The sequence below is a fragment of the Streptomyces sp. NBC_00252 genome (genome assembly GCF_036187565.1).
Classification (GTDB): Bacteria; Actinomycetota; Actinomycetes; order Streptomycetales; family Streptomycetaceae; genus Streptomyces.
Map to the genome: position 1 here is coordinate 1,673,577 of NZ_CP108087.1, position 18,733 is coordinate 1,692,309.

The 18,733-nt window shown below is 71.3% G+C and carries 15 protein-coding genes and 1 tRNA gene; 2 read left to right on the forward strand and 14 right to left on the reverse strand.

Annotation, left to right across the window (positions count from 1 at the left end):
• Positions 1–2: 2 nt before the first annotated feature.
• The 7 genes from asnB to OHT77_RS07320 all read right to left on the reverse strand — a co-directional run bounded on the left by asnB (position 3) and on the right by OHT77_RS07320 (position 10,183).
• Entirely contained in the window at positions 3–1,937 is a 1,935-nt protein-coding gene (asnB, locus tag OHT77_RS07290) for an asparagine synthase (glutamine-hydrolyzing) (RefSeq protein WP_328827208.1), read from the reverse strand.
• 3 nt (positions 1,938–1,940) lie between these two features.
• Entirely contained in the window at positions 1,941–3,461 is a 1,521-nt protein-coding gene (locus tag OHT77_RS07295) for a Wzz/FepE/Etk N-terminal domain-containing protein (protein ID WP_328827209.1), read from the reverse strand.
• A complete protein-coding gene (locus OHT77_RS07300; RefSeq protein WP_328827210.1) occupies positions 3,458–4,828 on the reverse strand; it encodes a Wzz/FepE/Etk N-terminal domain-containing protein in 1,371 nt (456 codons plus the stop codon). The genes OHT77_RS07295 and OHT77_RS07300 overlap by 4 nt, the downstream gene beginning before the upstream one ends.
• Positions 4,825–6,090 (reverse strand): glycosyltransferase family 4 protein, encoded by a 1,266-nt coding sequence (locus OHT77_RS07305; protein WP_328827211.1) that lies wholly within the window; start codon positions 6,088–6,090, stop codon positions 4,825–4,827. The genes OHT77_RS07300 and OHT77_RS07305 overlap by 4 nt, the downstream gene beginning before the upstream one ends.
• Positions 6,080–7,396, reverse strand: a complete 1,317-nt coding sequence (locus OHT77_RS07310; protein WP_328827213.1) for a nucleotide sugar dehydrogenase — start codon at positions 7,394–7,396, stop codon at positions 6,080–6,082. Before OHT77_RS07310 ends, OHT77_RS07305 begins: the two co-directional genes overlap by 11 nt.
• A 70-nt stretch (positions 7,397–7,466) precedes the next feature.
• Positions 7,467–8,966: a sugar transferase gene (locus OHT77_RS07315; RefSeq protein ID WP_328827214.1), complete on the reverse strand. Its 1,500-nt coding sequence runs from the start codon at positions 8,964–8,966 to the stop codon at positions 7,467–7,469.
• A gap of 1,143 nt (positions 8,967–10,109) precedes the next feature.
• Positions 10,110–10,183: transfer RNA gene (locus OHT77_RS07320), tRNA-Pro, on the reverse strand.
• Between the two features lie 169 nt (positions 10,184–10,352).
• On the opposite strand from OHT77_RS07320, the gene OHT77_RS07325 reads away from it, so the two are divergent.
• Positions 10,353–11,060 (forward strand): transketolase, encoded by a 708-nt coding sequence (locus tag OHT77_RS07325; protein ID WP_328827215.1) that lies wholly within the window; start codon positions 10,353–10,355, stop codon positions 11,058–11,060.
• Between the two features lie 40 nt (positions 11,061–11,100).
• On the forward strand, positions 11,101–12,000 hold the full coding sequence (locus OHT77_RS07330) for a transketolase family protein (RefSeq protein WP_328827216.1): 900 nt from the start codon (positions 11,101–11,103) through the stop codon (positions 11,998–12,000).
• 99 nt (positions 12,001–12,099) lie between these two features.
• Here the strand turns inward: OHT77_RS07330 and OHT77_RS07335 are convergent, their stop codons facing one another.
• The 7 genes from OHT77_RS07335 to tdh form a co-directional block, all read right to left on the reverse strand.
• Positions 12,100–13,500 carry an MFS transporter gene (locus OHT77_RS07335; protein WP_328827217.1) on the reverse strand — a complete coding sequence of 467 codons (1,401 nt, stop codon included), beginning with the start codon at positions 13,498–13,500 and terminating at the stop codon, positions 12,100–12,102.
• Between the two features lie 152 nt (positions 13,501–13,652).
• Positions 13,653–14,012, reverse strand: coding sequence for an MmcQ/YjbR family DNA-binding protein (locus OHT77_RS07340; protein WP_328827218.1), 360 nt, complete (start codon positions 14,010–14,012; stop codon positions 13,653–13,655).
• Positions 14,013–14,065: 53 nt separating this feature from the next.
• Positions 14,066–14,638 carry a GNAT family N-acetyltransferase gene (locus OHT77_RS07345; protein WP_328834180.1) on the reverse strand — a complete coding sequence of 191 codons (573 nt, stop codon included), beginning with the start codon at positions 14,636–14,638 and terminating at the stop codon, positions 14,066–14,068.
• Positions 14,639–14,640: 2 nt separating this feature from the next.
• Entirely contained in the window at positions 14,641–15,252 is a 612-nt protein-coding gene (locus tag OHT77_RS07350) for a helix-turn-helix domain-containing protein (RefSeq protein ID WP_328827219.1), read from the reverse strand.
• A 35-nt stretch (positions 15,253–15,287) separates the two neighbouring features.
• Positions 15,288–16,190 (reverse strand): LysR family transcriptional regulator, encoded by a 903-nt coding sequence (locus OHT77_RS07355; RefSeq protein WP_266766502.1) that lies wholly within the window; start codon positions 16,188–16,190, stop codon positions 15,288–15,290.
• A gap of 177 nt (positions 16,191–16,367) precedes the next feature.
• Complete coding sequence (locus tag OHT77_RS07360; RefSeq protein ID WP_328827220.1) at positions 16,368–17,561, reverse strand: glycine C-acetyltransferase; 1,194 nt, start codon at positions 17,559–17,561, stop codon at positions 16,368–16,370.
• Between the two features lie 56 nt (positions 17,562–17,617).
• A complete protein-coding gene (gene tdh / locus OHT77_RS07365; RefSeq protein ID WP_328827221.1) occupies positions 17,618–18,646 on the reverse strand; it encodes an L-threonine 3-dehydrogenase in 1,029 nt (342 codons plus the stop codon).
• Positions 18,647–18,733 lie beyond the last annotated feature (87 nt).

Sequence of the window (18,733 nt, forward strand, 5' to 3'; positions counted from 1 at the left end):
TTCTAAGCGGTCGTGCGCGCGTTCTGGGCGGTGCCAGAGGTCGCGTCGCGATACCAGTACTCGAGGGTCAGCACGTGCCACAGGTGCTTGGAGTAGTCCGCCTGTCCGGCAGCGTCCTCGGCGACCATCCGGGCCAGCGCGTCGCGGCGCAGCAGTCCGGACCGGACGAGTTCGCCGTCGTTGACCACCTCGCGGACCAGCGGTGCCAGGTCCCGGCTCATCCAGGCCCGCAGCGGGGCGCTGAACAGGCCCTTGGGCCGGTACACGATCTCCTTGGGCAGGATCGAGGTGGCCGCCTCCTTGAGGACGGCCTTGCCCTGGCGTCCGACGATCTTGCGGCTGCCGGGCACGGCGAACGCCGCCTTGACCACCTCGACGTCGACGTACGGCACCCGGACCTCGGTCGAGGCGGCCATGCTGGAGCGGTCGGTGTAGGCGAGGTTCAGGCCCGGCAGGAACATGCGGGCGTCGGTCAGGCACATGCGGTTGACGAAGTCGTCCAGGTCGTTGTCCTCGTAGACGTCCGTGTGCTCGGTGATCACGTCGTCGACCGTCCCGGCCAGGTCCGGGTCGATCAGGGCGAGCAGCTCGTCCTGGTCGTACATGGTGTAGCTGCGCCGGAACGCGGTCTCCTCCGGCAGATCGGCGAAGGACAGGAAGCGTTTCGCGAAGCGCACCGACCGGTAGCCACGGCTGGCCGAGGCGACCGGCAGCCGGTCCACCACCCCGGACACCCCGCGCCGCAGGGGGCGCGGGACACGCTGGTAGCGCAGCGCGAGCAGGTTCGCGAAGTGTTTGCGGTACCCCGCGAACAGCTCGTCCGCGCCCATGCCCGAGAGCATCACCTTGACCCCGGCCTCCCGGGCGGCCATGCAGATCAGGTAGGTGTTGATGGCGGCGGGGTCGCCGATCGGCTCGTCCAGGCTGTACGTCATCTGCGGCAGCAGGTCGAGGACGTTCGGGGCGATCTCGATCTCGTGGAGGTCGACGCCGAACCGCTCGGCGACCTGGCGGGCGTAGCGCAGGTCGTCCGGCATCGCCTCGAACTTGGCGTCCTCGGCGCGAAATCCGATCGTGTAGGCGGAGATCCCGGGCTGGTGGCGGGCGGCCAGGGCGGTCAGATAGCTGGAGTCGAGGCCGCCGGAGAGGAAGGTCGCCACGGGTACGTCGGAGAGGAGGTGGCGCCGGGTCGACTCCTCGACGACGGCGTCGAGGTCCGGCCGTTCGCCGGCAAGGGCCCGCTCCCGGCCCTCGGTGGCGACGTCCTTCAGGTTCCAGAAACTGCCGCGTTCCACCCGGCCGTCGGGACGGCATCTGAGCCAGCTCCCGGGCGGCAGCTTCTCCGCCTCACGGAACGCGCAGCGGGAGTCCGGCACCCAGTAGTAGAGGAGGGAGGCCACCAGCGCCGCGTGGTCCACCTCCAGCGACCTCCCGGTTGCGGCGGCGAGCGCCTTGAGCTCGGAGGCGAACATCAGGCCCCCGCCGCGCCGGAGCAGGAACAGCGGCTTGATGCCCAACTGGTCCCGGGCCAGCACGAGTTCACCGGTCCGCTCGTCGAAGACGCCGAACGCGAACATCCCGCGCAGCCGGGGCAGGCAGTCCGTGCCCCAGCGCCGCCAGGCCTCCAGGAGCACCTCGGTGTCGGAGGTACCGCGGAAGCGCACCCCGGTGGCCGCCAGTTCGGCACGGAGTTCGGGCGCGTTGTACAGCTCGCCGTTGTACGTCAGGGCGAGGCCGTCCGAGACCATCGGCTGGGCGCCGGTCTCGGACAGGTCGATGATGGACAACCGGCGGTGCCCCAGCTGCACTTCGCCGTCGCCCAGGGGGTGGCCGTAGCGGCCCGAGCCGTCCGGGCCGCGGTGGGCGAGGGTGTCGGTGAGCCGGTCGGTGACGGCCTTGCCGTCAGGCCATCGGTACGTGCCCGCGATGCCGCACACGTCCTACCTCACCTCCTGGTCGTTGTCGGGGACCCGTGCGGTCCGTATCGGCTGCCGTTCGGTGAGCCGTCGGCCCGTGGCGTTCTGCCAGGTCGGGCGCTCGGTCCGGCCGCGCAGCGCATTGGCCAGCCCGTCCCACAGCGTGCCGTCGGTCCGGTCGCGCGGGTCGGGGGCGATCAGCACCACTCCGACGACCGGGATGCCCTGGTCCGCGAGCTGCCGGGCCACGGTGTGCAGCCAGGAGGCGCTGCCGTGTCCGGCGCGTACGACGAGCACGGTGCGGGTGCCGAGGTACTGGAGGTCCGTCCACGCGGTGCCGGGCGCCACCGAGCCGACGCCGATCCGCTGGTCCTGCGGTGACACGGTCGCCGCGCGCTCGCCGCCGACCACGGTGGGGTCTCCCGGTTTCGGCCGGTGTCCTGAGAGCTGGGTGCCGGGGAGGCCGTCGACGACGGTCACCGGCCCGTCCTCGCCCAATTCCCTGGCGAGACCGAGGGCGATCCCGGCCGTGCTGCGCGCGCAGCCGAGTTCCAGCAGCGACAGCGGTTCCGGTGCGCCGCGCGCGGTACGGGCCAGGGTGGTGGTGAGGCGGTCGCGGGCCGCCCGGGTCCGCTTGCGCTGCCACAACCTGCCGGAGCGGCGGGGCAGTTCGGCGATGACCGAGGCGCCCAGGTTCGCCGCGATGTCCCGGCGCAGCACGGGCCGGTCCGCGACGACCACGCCGACGGCGGCCAGCGCGAGCCCGAGGAAGAGTCCGAGGACGAGTCCGACCACGGCGTCGGTGACGAGGGCCTTGGGCAGGGAGTGCACCACCGCGCGCGGGGCGTCCACGATCTGCGTGCCGGCGACGAGCTGGGGTGCGCCGACCCGGGCCTCCTCGGCGCGCTGGCCGAAGTCGGAGATCTGCGAGGTGAGTTCGGCCCGCCGGGCGAAGAGCGACTCCAGGTTCGCCGCGTCCTTGGGGTCGCTGTCGGGCGACCGTCCGCCGATCGACTTGTTGACGTCGGCGAGCTCCGTCTCCATGCGGTCGCGCTGGTCGAGCAGGCCCTGCGCGTTGGCATCGGCGATGGCCTGGATGCGTTTGGCGTGGTCCGCGACGAACGCGTCGGCCAGTGCCTTGGCCCGGGCCACCGCCTCCGCGTCGGTCTTGCCCGTCACATCGATCTGGAGGACGTTGTTGGTCAGTCCGGTGCCCCGGTAGTCCTTCATGAAGTCCTGCGGTTTCTCCGCGGACTTGAGGGTCTTCAGGGCCTGGCCGGCGATCCGTGAGGTCGCCAGCAGCTGGGCGTCGGTGCGGATCAGCGTCCCGGTGTCGTTCGGCTGGTCCTCCTGGTGCGCGACCAGCACCTTGGTCACGGCGGCCGGGGCCGGCGGCATCAGGACCGCCACGGCCGCGCCCGCCAGCGTTCCGAGGAGCGCCATGGCGCCCCACAGCCGGCGGCGTCTGCGCACCGCGACCACCAGAGCCTGGAGGTCGATGAGCGGGGTCGCGGCCGACGACTCCGCAGTCGTGCTCGTCGTCACGCTGGATCTCCTGTCGCGTGGCCATGGACCGCGAACGTCAAGGTGGCGTCGTCGGAAAGTCGGTCGGCGGTTTTCGGCGGTCCGGTGCGGACCGTGCCGGCGACCACGACGCCGACCAGTTCGTGGCCGCCGTCCGCGCATGCCTCGGCGACGCCGGCGAGTTCGGCGGCGGTCCAGTTCCCCGCGCTGAGGACGGCGAGCGCACCGGACTCGGTCACGCGGTCCGGCACGATCGGCCGGTCCACCGGGACCTCCACGATCCGCAGCCGGGGGTCGCCCTTGGCCTCCGCGACGAGCTGTCCTGCGGCCAGCCGCGCCACCTCGTCGCCGTCCGGCACGACGACCAACAGGTCTCGGGGAGAGGGAAGGTGGTCCCGGAGGCGGGAGCACACCCGCCGGTAGCGGATGCGCCGCTCGGCCTCGTCGGCGGAGCGCGGCAGGGCCGGGAGGTCCCACCGGGTGTCGGTGCCGAGCAGGCGGCGGAGCCGGGCCCGTGCGCCGTGGCTCTCGGGCCGGTGCCCGTGCCGTTCGCCGGGCACGTCGACGGTGCCGAGGAACGGTGTGCCGAGCGCTGCGGCGATCTCCGGTTCGGTGCGCAGCCGGCGGCTCACCCGGGCGGCGGCGAGATGGCCGATGACGGCGATCAGGAGGAACAGCAGTGCTCCGGCGGCGATGAGCTGCGTCCTCGTGGGAGCGGCGGCGCCGGTCGGCCGGGGGGCCGGTCCCATGACGACCATGCTGGCCTTGGCGGTGGCCGGGTTGGCCTCCTCCAGTTTCTTCATGGCGTCCTGGAGTCCGGTGCGCAAGCCTTCGAGTTCGGTGCGGGCCTGCACACCTTCCACGGTCTGCCCCGGATCCGCCGAGCCGGCCAGCTCGGTGATACGGCGGTTGGTCTCGGCCACCTGCTTGCGCAGCGCCTCCGTCGCCGTGTCCGCGGCGGGGTCGGTGCTGCCGCCCGCGATGCGGGTGGCGAAGGTGACGAACTGCTGGGCGAGCTGGTCGGAGAGCCGCTGTGCGCGCTCAGGGGTGTCGGCCGTGCCGGAGACCTTGATGATGTTTCCGTCGTCCGCCTTGGCGCTCACGTCTTTCTGCAGCTTTGTGCCGTTCACGCCTTTCCAGTCGAGCGCGGCGGCGGCCCGGTCGACCACTGCCGAACTGGTGGCGATGTCCACCTGGGTCAGGAGTTCGCGCTCTTCCCACTGGCCGGGCAGCAGGACCGACGCCTGTGCCGTGTAGCGCGGCGGAAGCAGCAGCACCGAGGTGCCGTAGCCGAAGAGTGCGCCCACGATGGCGAGGACGGCCAGAAGCCGCCATCGCCGGCGGAGAATCCGTCCGATCGTGACCAGGCGGATCGTGTCGTCATTCAATGGTGCGGCCTCTTCCCCGTACGGAGCGGCCCGTCCGCGGACACCGGGGCTTGGTCCCGGCAGGCGGCGGAATAGGCGGCGAGCAGTGACGCTTGCGAGTTCTCCCAGGACAGCGGTCCACTGATCCGCTCCTGGCCGGTCTTCCCCATCCGGGCCCGCTTCTCGGGATCGTCGAGGAGCAGCGCGACGAGCTTGGCGAACTGGGACTCGTCGTCGTCGGGCGCGTAGACGGCGGCGTCACCGGCGGAGACACGCGCCTCCCGGAGGTCGAACGAGACGATCGGCCGTCCCATCGCCATGTACTCCAGGACCTTGTTCATGGTCGACACGTCGTTGAGCGGATTGCACGGGTCGGGGGAAAGGCAGACGTCCGCGGTGCACAGGTAGCGCACCAGGTCGGCGTCCGGGATGCGCCCGGTGAACTGCACCTGCTCGGAGAGACCGAGCTGCCGGGACAGTTCGACCATCGCGTCGAAGGCGTCGCCGGCGCCGACGAAGACCGCGTGCCAGTCGGTCCGCCCGAGTTCGTCGCGCAGTTTCGCCAGGGCCCGCAGGGCGTAGTCGACGCCGTCCTGGGGGCCCATGACGCCGAGGTAGCACAGCAGATGGGGCTTGCCGCGCTTCAACTCCGGCTCCGGCGCGACGGGTTGGAAGCGGTCCGTCGCGGGCGCGCTGCGCACCACGAAGACGTCCTCCGGTCGCTTGCCGCCCCGGCGCAGCGCGACGTCCTTGTAGCTCTCGTTCGTGGCGAGCACGATGTCCGCGGCCCGGTAGGTGCGCCGCTCCAGCGCGCACACGGCGCGGTAGAGCAGGTCCTCGCCGCGGTCGAACCGGGAGAGGTACAGCTCGGGCACCAGGTCGTGCTGGTCGAAGACGAAGCGGGCGCCGCGCCGCTTCATCCACAGGGCGGGCAGGAACAGCAGGTCGGGTGGGTTGCAGGCGTGGACCACGTCGACCGGGCCGACCTTGCGGGCCAGCCGGACCGTGTGCCACAGCGCCGATCCGTACTCCCGCAGATAGCCGGCCGGTCCTCCGGTGGCCGCGCGCAACGGGTAGCGGTGGATCCGCACCCCGTCGATCACGGCCTCCGCCTCCGTGTCCCGCTTCTCCCCCCGGGGGCAGATGACGTGCACCTCCCAGCCCGCGTCGCGCAGGGTGGTGCACTCCTGCCACACCCGCCGGTCGAAGGGGACCGACAGGTTCTCCACCAGGATCAGCGCGCGACGGTTCGTCCCGTCGCCGCTGTTCGCGTTACCAGGCAAGGCCCATGTACCCCGGCTCGGCCCGGCGCGCGTCGGCGTCGGGAAGATGGATGAGATCGACGATCGCCGGTCCGCCCGCGTGGGGCAGCGCCGACAGCACGGCCGGATCCCGGGTCCCGACCAGGCACACCTCGGCGTGGTCCAGCACCTCGCCGACGGAGTCGGCGAGCAGCTGCGCGAGGTGCGGGAGCCGGCTCTCGATGTACTCGCGGTTCGCGCCGAGCAGCCGGGAGAGGCTGACGTTGGCGTCGTAGATCTTGAGGTCGTAGCCCTTGCCGAAGAGCCGTTCCGCCAGTTCGACGAGCGGGCTCTCGCGGAGGTCGTCGGTGCCGGGCTTGAAGGACAGTCCGAACAGGCCCACCTTGCGTTTGCCCGTGCGCTCGACCAGGTCGACCGCGCGCTGGAGGTGGTCGGCGTTGGAGGCCAGCACGTGCGAGAGGATGGGGACGGAGACATCGGCCCGCTGTGCCGCGAAGACCAGGCTGCGCAGGTCCTTGGGCAGACAGGAGCCGCCGAAGGCGAAGCCGGGGCGCAGATAGGCGGGGCTGATGTTCAGCTTGCGGTCGGCGAGGAAGACGTCCATCACCTGGTGGGAGTCCACGCCGAGGGCCTGACACACCGCGCCCAGCTCGTTCGCGAAGCCGATCTTGAGGCCGTGGAAGGCGTTGTCCGCGTACTTGATGGCTTCGGCGGTCGGGATCGGCACCCGGAACACCTCTCCGGGCAGGCCTTCGTAGAGCGCGGCCACCGCGTCGCCGCTGGCCGGGTCGAGTTCGCCGATGACGGTCTTCGGCGGGTCGAAGAAGTCCTTGACGCTGGTGCCCTCGCGCAGGAACTCCGGGTTGACCGCGACCCCGACGTCCACGCCGGCGGTTCCGCCGAGGTGCTTCTCCAGGATCGGCACCAGCAGGTTCAGACAGGTGCCGGGGAGCATGGTGCTGCGGAACACGACGGTCTGCCGTCCGCCCCGCTCGGCGAGCGCGGCGCCGATCTCCTCGGTGACCCGCTCCAAGTAGGTGGTGCACAGGCTGCCGTTGGGCTCCGACGGGGTGCCCACGCAGATCAGCGACACCTCGCTGTCCGCGATCGCCTCGCGGACGTCACGAGTGGCGCGCAGCGCGCCGGTGCGCACGACCTCGGCGATGAGTTCGCCGATGCGTTCCTCCACCACGGGTGCCTTGCCGTCGTTGACCAGGTCCACCTTCACCTGGCTGACGTCCACCCCGATGACCTCATGGCCCATGCTGGCCAGGCACGCGGCCGATACACAGCCCACGTAGCCGAGCCCGAAGACGCTGACTCTCATGACCGGTCTCTCCCCCCAGGCAGGCCCCTTCGGCCTGCGGTCCACGCGTCGGTCGGACGACTCCCGCGCATCAGTAGGCCCCCTGCCCTTGGAGCACGGCGCGGAGTGTCTTCCACAAGATCACCGTGTCCAGGGCGAGCGACCAGTCCTCCACGTAGCGGAGGTCGAGGCGGACCGCCTCCTCCCACGGCAGGTCACTGCGTCCGCTGATCTGCCACAGGCCGGTGAGGCCGGGCTTGACCAGCAGCCGTCTTCGGATGTCCGGGCCGTACTCGGCGGACTCCTCCGGCAGCGGGGGCCGCGGTCCGACGAGCGACATCTCTCCGGTGAGCACGTTGAAGAGCTGCGGGAGTTCGTCGATCGAGTACCGGCGCAGCACCGTGCCGACCCGGGTCACCCGCGGATCCCGGCGGAGTTTGAACAGCAGGCCCGCGCCCTCGTTGCGCTCGGCCAGCTCGGCACGCGCCTTGTGGGCACCGGCCACCATGGTGCGGAACTTGAGCATGGTGAACTCCCGGCCGTCCTTGCCGACCCTTCGCTGTCGGTAGAAGGCCCCGCCCCGGCTGTCCAGCAGCACGAGCAGCCCCACGAAGATCATCAGCGGCGCGAACAGCACCAGCAGAATCGTTGCGCCAAGCCGATCGACGACACCCTTGATGGCCCGGCGGCCCCCGGTGAAGGTCGGCATGCTGACCCGCAGCAGCGGGATCCCGAGCACCGCGTCGACGTGCAGCCGCGGGCCGGCCACCTCCATCAGCACGGGGGCCACGATCATCTCGGCGTCGCTGCCCTCGAGGTTCCACGCCAGCCGCTGCAGCCGCTCCGGTGACCAGTGCGGGTCGGGGGTGACGGCGACGACCCGGTAGCCGTCGTGGCGGACGTACTTGGCGACGTCCTCGAGCCTGCCGATGACCGGCACTCCGTCCAACTGGTCGCCGTCGAGGCCGCCTTGGTCTCCGTCGACACCGCGGCCGTCCGTGGTGCACACGGCCTCCACCCGCCAGCCGAGGTGCGGGAACTTGCGGGTCCGGCTGATCAGATCGCGCACGGTTGCCGGGCTTCCGGCGGCGAGCACCGGTCTCAGGCATCGTCCTTCGTTGCGCTGTCTGTGCAGCCAGAGACGGAGCACGTACCGCTCCGTCATCGTGACGAGCGCGATCGCCGGGATCGCGACGAATATCCAGAGCTTGATGTTGCGCGAGGTCAGGGCGATCCCGCCGAGCGCAAGCACCACGGTCGCCGTGAACAGCGAACGTCCCAACCGGCGGAATTCCTCGGCGCCTTGGCCGAGTACGGCCGGAGACCACGAGCGGCTCACCGCCAGCGCGCCCAGCACCAGCAGCTGGGTGCCGAAGGCGAGAATCCCCCACTTCTCATGCCAGTTGGCCGCGTCCCTGGCCCCGAAGAAGTCACCGATCGCCGCCACCACGAAGGCGGTGGCCACCGTGTCGCTGAAGATGACGGTACGGCGGTACCGCTGCTCCCAGTCGGTCGCGGGCTGACTGATCGCCCCGTCCGCCAGACGCCCACGCGCCGACGGAAAAGGGTCGACTATTCCCCCCTGTCGCACAGAACCCCCCAAGGTCCCCAGTGGTTCGGCGTCGCCGCCTCACACTGTTTCGCCCCCTACGGAGGGTCCCCGCCCTCCGCACCGTGCCTCCCCCTCGAGAGGCCTCTCTGCGCTGTTCCCCCCTCGGAAAGCCGCCTCCCCGGCGTATGGCATCCCGGCTGTCCCAGAGCTACGCCGACGCCCCCGGCGACAGCGGACTCCCAAATCCTGCCGGGCTCTTGACGTACACAAGGGCCCCCCGAAACCCCGGACGCTCCCCTGCGCCTCAAGTCCCCCTCGAACTACACGAACTGATCACCCCCAGGTCCGGCGCGAGAGAGGCGGCCACTGGCCGTCCACAGCGCCAAACCCATGGATCATCTTTTGTCGCTTGGTGCCACACCCTGCAAAGCACGGTCAATCTAGACCATCTTGGGCCGCCTGAAGAGAGGTCTGTGTGGATTTTGTGCTCAAGATTTGAAAGGCGCGTCCATGGATCGGTGAACGCTTGCGGGTGCTTTGGTGACGGAAAATGTCCCTTGCGCCCCGCGATGGCGGCAGTCCTCCGAACCTACGGCTCCGGCGGCCCGAGGCGTCCCGGCTCCGAGCGACGGCAGCGAGTACTGGTATTCAACGCTCCGTTTGCGCAGGCAGACGTCGAGGACGACCTCGACCGGGCCGTCGCGGCCCACTCCATTACCGTGCCCGCCGACCGGACCGCATCCGATGCCCATTCACAACCTGCCCCAACCGCACCGGGTGCCGAAGCGGCCGATTCACATGCCCGCACGGAGCGCCTCACGAGCCGTCCGATCCCACCGAAAAAAGGTTGGGCAGAGGCGCGGCGACGCCGCGGACCAGCGTTTGGGGCGCGCCTCACACCTCGCCCGCCGCCACCCGCGTCCCACCCGCCGATCCACTACGACGCCGTCGACACCGTTCGCGGCCGCTCACCCGGACCGCGCGAAAGCCGACGCGATGTGAACCTGTGGCCACGACTCGCCCGTGGTGACGCACGATCAACATCACCGGCCACGGTGCTCCGGCCGATGGTCATGATCCGCCGACCCGGTCAAGAACCCCCGGCCCCAGCCGGTCCCCAAAACGACCGAGGGCCGGCTTCGGATACCTCCGAAACCGGCCCTGCTCTACGACTGTCTCCAGTCGGGACGACAGGATTTGAACCTGCGACCCCTTGACCCCCAGTCAAGTGCGCTACCAAGCTGCGCCACGTCCCGATGCCCGTCTGACCTGGGGTTTCCCCGGGTTGAACGCGCAGGGAAACAATACCGCACTCACGTCGGTGATCGCGCACGCCTTTCTTCGCGGCCGACTTTCGGCCGACTCGGCGCGACTCCCCTTGCGGCGCTTGACCTGAAGTTTGGTTGAGGTTGCACGATCGTCCGCATGACGACCACGACGGAACACAGCCGCACGTACACACACGGCGACCTGCCCCGCCTCATGGGGCTGATGACAGGCGACGAGAAGCACGGCCCGGCGGCGACCTCGACACTCGACGTGTTGTGGGTGCTCTACGACCGGGTGCTGCGGGTCTCCCCGGAGCGGATGGACGACCCCGAGCGGGACCGGTTCCTGCTCTCCAAGGGACACGGGCCGATGGCGTACTACGCCGTGCTGACCGCGAAGGGATTCGTGCCGGCGGAGTGGCTCCCGGACTTCGGTTCCTACGACTCGCCGCTCGGCCACCACCCCGACCGGGTGCTGGTGCCCGGCGCCGAGATCGGCAGCGGCTCGCTCGGACACGGGCTGCCGATCGCCGTGGGGACGGCGCTGGGACTGCGCGCGCAGGGGCGTACCGAACCGCGGGTCTGGGTGCTGGTCGGGGACGCCGAGCTGGACGAGGGCAGCAACCACGAGGCCATCGCCTTCGCCGGGCCCTCCGGACTGGACCGGCTGCACACCGTCGTCGTCGACAACTCCTCCGCCAGCCACGCCCGGCCCGGCGGTATCGCCGCCCGTTTCGAGGCGGCGGGCTGGTCCGCGGTGACGGTCGACGGCCGTGACCACGAGGCGCTGCACGCCGCCTTCACCGCACCGCACCCCGGCCGACCGCACGTGGTCGTGGCCCGGGTCGAACCGAAGTCCGCCTGACCGTCCCTCCCCCTCACCGGTACATCGAGAAAGGCTCTCCATGGACACCATGCGTGACCGGTTCGCCCCGGTCGTCTCCCGGCTGCTCGACGAGGATCCGCGGGTCGCGGTCGTGCTCGCCGAGATCGGCAGGGACGGCTTCGCGGACGCCCAACTCCGGCATCCGGAGCGGGTGATCAACGTCGGCATCCGCGAGCAGCTCCTCGTCGGGGCGGGCGCGGGCCTCGCCTTGACCGGCATGCGCCCGATCGTGCACACCTTCGCCAGCTTCCTCGTCGAGCGGCCCTTCGAACAGGTCAAGCTGGACCTCGGGCACCAGGACGTCGGCGCGGTGCTCGTGAGCGCGGCGGCCTCCTTCGACTGGCCCGCCGGCGGGGTCACCCACATGGCACCGGGCGACGTGGCCCTCCTCGACACCCTGGACGGCTGGACCGTGCATGTCCCCGGCCATCCCGACGAGGCCGAGACCCTGCTCCGGCACGCGGTCGCGGCAGGCGACGACAAGGTCTACGTACGACTCTCCATCCAGTCGAACACCGAGGCCCGCCCGGTCGACGGCGCCCGCTTCCACACCGTCCGCGAGGGCCGCTCCGGCGTGGTCGTCGCCGTGGGTCCGATGCTCGACAACGTCCTCGCCGCGACGGAGGGCCTCGACGTCACCGTCCTGTACGCCACGACCGTACGGCCCTTCGACGCGGACGCGTTGCGTGCCGCCACCGGGGCCGCCGGCACGGACGTCGTCCTCGTCGAGCCGTACCTCGCGGGCACCTCGACGACGGCCGCCAACGACGCGCTCGCCGACGTACCCCACCGCGTCCTCGGCCTCGGCGTCGGACGCGCCGAACTCCGCCGCTACGGCACCATCACCGAGCACCTGACCGCCCACGGCCTCGACCCGCAGGCCCTGCGCGAGCGGATCGGCGGCTTTGTGGGCGGTTGACGAGGACACGGCGGGCCGGCGGCAGGGCCTGTGCCCGGCGTATGACCACGCCCCCAGCGACACCGGCACCGGCAGCCCCGGCCCCAGCCCCGGCCGCCGTCAACTCTCCTGCGGGCACGCCCGTTCACGTATCGCCGCGGTGCTGGGGACGCTCGGGCCCGCAGTGATCGTGTCGGCGCGTATCAGTCCGCGTACGGCAGGTATCAGGAGCAGGGTGGCCGGCACCACGAAGCTCATCGCGCCCGCGGCGAGGAGCACGTGGTCGGTACCGAGGGCCGTGGCGGCGGGGCCCGCCAGAGCCTGGCCGACCGGCATCATCGCGAGGGAGCCCGCCACGTCGTACGCGTGGATGCGGTTGAGGACGTCGGGTGGGACCTGGGTCTGGACGCTCGTCGCCCACATCACGCCCCAGAAGGACATGCCCACCCCGGCGACAGCCGCTCCGGCCGCCATCGCGGATACGCCGAGCCCCGCCCCGACCGTCGCCGGGAAACCGGCGAAAGCGAACAGGGCGATCGCCCCGGCGCGGAGCATCCGGCGCGGACGCAGCCGCAGGGCGAGGAGACCGCCCACGACGGTGCCCGCGCCGAGGGCGGAGTTGATCAGGCCGTAGGCGCGCGGGCCGTGTTGTTGGACGACCTGGGTCGCGACGAGCGGGACGGTCGGGCCCCAGACGGCGATCATGTAGAGGCACCAGACGGCGATGACCCCCCAGAGCCAGGTGCGGGACCTGAACTCCCGCCAGCCCTCGACCAGATCGGCCTTGAAGGCGCCCGAGCCGTGCCCGGGTTCGCGGCTGCCCGGCGCGAGCGGGGGCAGCCTGAGCAGCAAGAGGCACAGGGCGCTGACCGCGTAGGTGGCGGCGTGGGCCGCGAACACGCCGCCGGGCGAGGTGAAGCCGACGAGCACGCCCGCCACGGCCGGACCCGCTAGCTGGGCGGCGGACTCGGCGATGCGTATCGCGCCGTTCGCGCCCTGGATGTCGGAGGCGAGTCTCGGCACGGTGCTCGCCACGCCGGGCTGGAAGACCGCGCCCGCCACACCGTTGACGAAGCCGATCGCACAGATCTCCCAGAGCACGACATGGCCGGTGAAGAAGAGCGCGGCGGCGAGGGACTGGGTGCCGAGGCGCACCAGGTCGGCGCCGATCATCAGCTTGCGGGTGCTGAAGCGGTCCGCGATCACCCCGCCGAAGACCACAAGTCCCGCGAATGCGGCGGCTGTTGAGGCCATGGCGAGGCCGACCGCACCCGCGCCGTACCCGTGTTCCAGCAGACCGGCCGCGAGGGCCACGGGCAGCATGGTGTCGCCGAGCCGGGCGACGGCGCGGGCCACGAAGAAGAGGGCGAAGTCCCGTGACCAGACGGGCCGCCCGCCACGCCCGTCGCCCTTCTCCACCAACTGGGCGACCGCATCGGCAACGATGTCATCGCCACCGTCGCCGACCGCTCCGCCCGGCACCGGCCCCTCGCCTGCCGGACTCGACGACGTCCCGGTCATCTCGCACCGCCCCCTCCCCCGGCCGCCGCCCCCGCAGCGCCCCGCCGGTGTCCATGAACTCCGTATGGGTGGGAGCCGGATCCCCCTCCGTCCCGGCTCCTACTCCCGCTTTCAGATGGTGCCACGTGCCACTGACAACGCCCGGGACGATCTCACTCGCCGGACGGCAGACCCAACTCGGGGTAGGCCTCCAGGAGTCGGGGCGGGGCCGCCTGGCGCCAGGAGTCGGCGAGGATGTCACGGAGTTCCTCCTCGCTGTCCAGCCCGGCGAGGTACGCCCGCACCCAGGCGAAAGCCGCCTCGTGATCGGCGACCCAGAACTTCTTCGGCTCCGCCAGGACCAGTTCGTCGCGCTCCTCCTTGGGGCAGCGCACCGCGATGGAGGTCTCCTCCTCGGGCAGCGTGACGAACATCTTCCCGGCGACCCGGAACGTGGGCATGCTCCAGGCGATCTTCTCCGTCGTGTCCGGGAGGGAGAGGGCGATACGGCGTACGTCTTCGGCATCCGGCATGCGTCGCAAGATAGCGGCTCCCGCTGACAATCACCTGGTGAGGATGGCTGCCCTCACGTAAGCGGACCGTCCATCGCGACGAGCCGCCCGGCAGTGTCCGCCTCCGCGCCCGTGCCCACCCGCTTGTAGTAGAGCGTCGTCGGCCGCAGCACCCCGTCCGGGCTCGCCGCGTAGTCCGGGATGACGCCGGCCCGGGTCCAGCCGGTGGAGCGGTACAGGTGTTCGGCGGGACTGTCGGTCTCGGTGTCGAGGTGAAGAAGGGTGATGCCGACAGCGACGGCCGCGTCCTCCGCGACGGTCAGGAGCCGGCGGCCGAGACCCTCGCCTCTGGCCTCCCGGTGGACCATCAGCTTGACCAGTTCGGCGCGGTGGCGGCTGTTGGGCTTGGCCGGGAAGGCCAGGCTCACCGTGCCGACGATCCGGTCCCCGCGCAGCGCCACCCAGACGGCGAGGTGCCCGGCGGCCACCGCGTCGGCGCGCTCCCGCCACCAGTCGACGGCAGCCGTGCGATCGAGCGGCGCGAGGAACCCGATCGAGGCACCGCCCTCCACGGTGTCGATCAGCAGGTCCGTCAACTCGTCGACTGCAGCGATGAGTTGGGGCGCTTCCAGACGCCGTACCGTCACCTTCACGGCAGCACCACCGCCAGTGCGTAGCGCACATCGTCGGGCCCCGGGCACCGGAACCGCGTCGGCCCCCACACCCGCAACCGCAGACAGTCACCGGCGTCCAGCTCGTGCTCGGCGTCCTGCGCCGTCACCGCGAGGGCGCCCTCCAGGACCCAGATGTGCTGTTCGAGGCCGGGCACGGGCGGCCGGTCGTAGGCGATGTCGGCGCCCGCGCGAAGCCGTCCCTCGACGAGTTCGCCGCGCAGCCCGGTGTGCGGGGGCGACACGGACCGTCGTACGAAACCGGAGGCGCGGTCCTCCCACACCGGTTGCTCGGCGGCGCGGACCAGCAGGGCGGGTTCGGCCTCCACCTCGCTGAGGAGGTGGGACATGGTGCGGCCGTAGACCCCGCAGAGGCGGTTGAGGAGGGAGGCGGTGGGGCTGATCTCGGCGCGTTCGGCGCGGGAGAGCGTCGAGCGGCTCACCCCGCTGCGCTCCGCCAACTCGCCCAGGGACCAGCCGCGTTCGGCCCGCAGAGCGGCCAGCCGGGCGCCGAGCCTGGCGTCCATGGGGTCCGACGCGGCCAAGGGATCCGTGGTGTCTACGGCGGTCAACGCCTCGTCCGGTTTCATATTCGGGACGGTATCCCGGATATGAGACGGCGAGGTTACGTCCGGGCCACTTCCTCCAGCGCGTCCAGAACCGGGCGGATCAGCGGGTGCTCCTCCGTGCCGCGGCGTACGGCGGCGAAGACGCGGCGGGTCGGGGCGACGCCGTCGACGGGGCGGACGACGACTCCGGTCAGGTCCATGCCGCGCAGTGCGGAGCGGGGGACGAGGGCCACGCCCGCGTCGGCCGAGGCGAGGGCGACCACGGCGCGGAAGTCGTCCGAGGAGTGTTCCAGGCGGGGCTGGAATCCGGCGTTCTCGCAGGCCAGGACGACGACCTCGTGGCAGGGGTTGCCCGGGTAGGGGCCGATCCAGGGGTCCTTGGCCAGTTCGGCGAGGGGGACCTCGTCGGCGTCGGCGAGGCGGTGGGTGACCGGGACGACGGCGTCGAACGGCTCGGCGTAGAGCGGGAGATGGGTCAGTCGCGGGTCGTCGGCGGGCGGGGCGCCCCGGTACTCGACGGCGACGGCGACGTCCACCTGCCGGTCCAGCACCATCGGCAGACTGGCGTCGCCCTCGGCGTCCTGGACGCGGATGCGGATGCCGGGGGCGAGGCGGGAGAGACGGGTCACCGCGGGCGCCACGACCTCCGCGATTCCGGTCGCGAACGCGGCGACGGTGACCGTGCCGGCCGCGCCCGAGCTGTACGCGGCGAGCTCCGCCTCGGCCCGCTCCAGCTGGGCCAGGACCACGTTGGTGTGGCTGAGCAGGATCTCACCGGCAGGGGTCAGCCGTACGCCCTTCGCGCCGCGCTCGACCAGCCGGTGCCCGGTCTCCTGCTCCAGCGCGGCGAGCTGCTGCGAGACCGCCGAGGGGGTGAGGTACAACGCGGCGGCTGCCGCCGTCACGGTGCGGTGGTCGGCCACCGCACGGAGGATGTGGAGCCGCCGCGCTTCGATCATGGGACCGATTATCGCAATATGTCCGAGGGTGTGGGCGCGGCCGGGGTGGAGGGGCGGCCGCGCCCTGCCCGAGGGGACGGACGAGCCCGGCCTGAGGGGCCGCACGAGCCTGACCTCACCCTCCAGCGCAGCCCCTCCCAAAGGGCAGCCCCTCCCCCAGAGGCTCAGTCCCCGACGTCACCCCGCCAGCTCGGCCCGCGCGGCGACGAACGCGTCCACCGCCCGGTTCACGTCCTCCGTGGAGTGCGCCGCCGACAGCTGGACCCGGATACGGGCCGCCCCCTGCGGTACCACCGGATACGAGAACCCGATCACGTAGACGCCCTGCTCCAGCAGCAGCTCCGCCATCCGTCCGGCCACCGCCGCGTCGCCGATCATCACGGGGGCGATGGCGTGGTCCCCGGGGAGGATGTCGAACCCCTCCTCGGTCATCCTCCGGCGGAACAGGGCGGTGTTCTCCGCGAGTTGGACGCGCAGGTCGTCCGCGGACTCCAGCAGGTCGAGCACCTTGAGGGAGGCCGCGGCGATCACCGGGGCGAGGGTGTTCGAGAAGAGGTACGGCCGGGAGCGCTGGCGCAGCAGCGCGACGATCTCCGCGCGGGCGGCGACGTAGCCGCCGGAGGCGCCGCCGAGTGCCTTGCCGAGCGTGCCGGTGATGATGTCGACGCGGTCCATGACGCCGTGCAGCTCGGGGGTGCCGCGGCCGCCGGGGCCGACGAAACCGACGGCGTGGGAGTCGTCGACCATGACCATCGCGTCGTAGCGGTCGGCGAGGTCGCAGATGTCGCGGAGCGGTGCGACGTAACCGTCCATGGAGAAGACGCCGTCGGTGACGATCAGCTTGCGCCGGGCGCCGGACGCCTCCTTCAGCTGCTGTTCCAGATCGGCCATGTCACGGTTGGCGTAGCGCAGTCGGCGGGCCTTGGAGAGGCGGATGCCGTCGATGATCGAGGCGTGGTTGAGGGCGTCGGAGATGACCGCGTCCTCCGGGCCCAGCAGGGTTTCGAAGACACCGCCGTTGGCGTCGAAGCAGGAGGAGTAGAGGATCGTGTCCTCCTGGCCTAGGAAGGTGGAGAGGCGGGCCTCCAGCTCCTTGTGGACCTCCTGCGTGCCGCAGATGAAGCGTACGGACGCCATGCCGTAGCCCCAGCGGTCGAGGGCAGCGTGGGCCGCGGCGACGACCTCGGGGTGGTCGGCGAGGCCGAGGTAGTTGTTGGCGCAGAAGTTGAGGACCTCGCCGGGACGCCCGCCCGCGGTGACGTTCACCGTCGCGGACTGCGGCGAGCCGATCACGCGCTCGGGCTTGTGCAGCCCGGCGGCGCGGATCTCGTCGAGGGTGGTGCGGAGGTCGTCGCGCACGGAGTCGAACATGGGGGAAGCTCCTAAAGTTCCTTCACCGAAAGGGAGTTACGCGGCCCGGAGGGCGCTTACGCGGTCCAGTCCAGGATGACCTTGCCGCCCTTGCCGCTCGCGGCGTCCGCGAACGCCGCCTCGAAGTCACGGTGCCCGTACCGGCCGGTGATCACGGGCGCGAGGTCGAGGCCGCCCTCCAGCAGGACCGACATGGCGTACCACGTCTCGAACATCTCACGGCCGTAGATGCCCTTGATGGTGAGCATGGAGGTGACGATGCGGGACCAGTCGACCGGGAACTCCTCGGCGGGCAGGCCGAGCATGGCGATCCGGCCGCCGTGCGTCATGTTGGCGATCATGTCGCGCATCGCCTCGGGGCGGCCGGACATCTCCAGACCGATGTCGAAGCCCTCTCGGAGGCCCAACTCGCGCTGGCCGTCGGCGATCTGAGCGTCCGTCACGTTCAGGGCGAGGCTCACGCCTATCTTGCGGGCGAGGGCGAGGCGTTCCTCGCTCACATCGGTGACCACGACGTTCCGCGCACCGGCGTGCCGGGCAACTGCCGCCGCCATCAAGCCGATCGGGCCCGCGCCGGTGATCAGCACGTCCTCGCCGACGAGCGGGAAGGACAGCGCGGTGTGCACGGCGTTGCCGAACGGGTCGAAGATCGCGGCGACATCGAGGTCGACGGGGACGCGGTGCACCCACACGTTGGCGGCGGGCAGCACGACGTACTCCGCGAACGCCCCGTCCCGGCCGACGCCGAGCCCGACCGTGGCCCGGCACAGGTGACGGCGCCCGGCGAGGCAGTTGCGGCACTTGCCGCACACCAAGTGGCCCTCGCCGCTGACCAGTTCACCGACGGCGATGTCGGCGACGTCCCGGCCGGTCTCCACGACCTCGCCCACGAACTCGTGGCCGAGCACCAGCGGCGTGCGGATCGTCTGCTGCGCCCAGCCGTCCCAGTTGCGGATGTGCAGGTCGGTGCCGCAGATCCCGGTCCGCAGGACCTTGATCAGTACGTCGCCGGTCCCGACGGCGGGCTCCGGGACGTCCGCGAGCCACAGCCCGGGCTCCGCCTTCTCCTTGACCAGCGCCTTCAACGCAACGGCTCCTGAGGGTGAGGTTCCGGGCGCGGGCACGCCGAACGAGCCCGTTCCGGGGGTGGGGTGGATTCTGTTAGCAATCTG

Bases quoted from the DNA above. Each gene is read 5' to 3' on its own strand.
- OHT77_RS07330 (WP_328827216.1), top strand. From the start codon at position 11,101: ATGGACACCATGCGTGACCGGTTCGCCCCGGTCGTCTCCCGGCTGCTC.
- OHT77_RS07335 (WP_328827217.1), bottom strand. From the start codon at position 13,500: ATGACCGGGACGTCGTCGAGTCCGGCAGGCGAGGGGCCGGTGCCGGGC.
- OHT77_RS07340 (WP_328827218.1), bottom strand. From the start codon at position 14,012: ATGCCGGATGCCGAAGACGTACGCCGTATCGCCCTCTCCCTCCCGGAC.
- OHT77_RS07350 (WP_328827219.1), bottom strand. From the start codon at position 15,252: ATGAAACCGGACGAGGCGTTGACCGCCGTAGACACCACGGATCCCTTG.
- OHT77_RS07310 (WP_328827213.1), bottom strand. From the start codon at position 7,396: ATGAGAGTCAGCGTCTTCGGGCTCGGCTACGTGGGCTGTGTATCGGCC.
- OHT77_RS07360 (WP_328827220.1), bottom strand. From the start codon at position 17,561: ATGTTCGACTCCGTGCGCGACGACCTCCGCACCACCCTCGACGAGATC.
- OHT77_RS07325 (WP_328827215.1), top strand. From the start codon at position 10,353: ATGACGACCACGACGGAACACAGCCGCACGTACACACACGGCGACCTG.
- OHT77_RS07355 (WP_266766502.1), bottom strand. From the start codon at position 16,190: ATGATCGAAGCGCGGCGGCTCCACATCCTCCGTGCGGTGGCCGACCAC.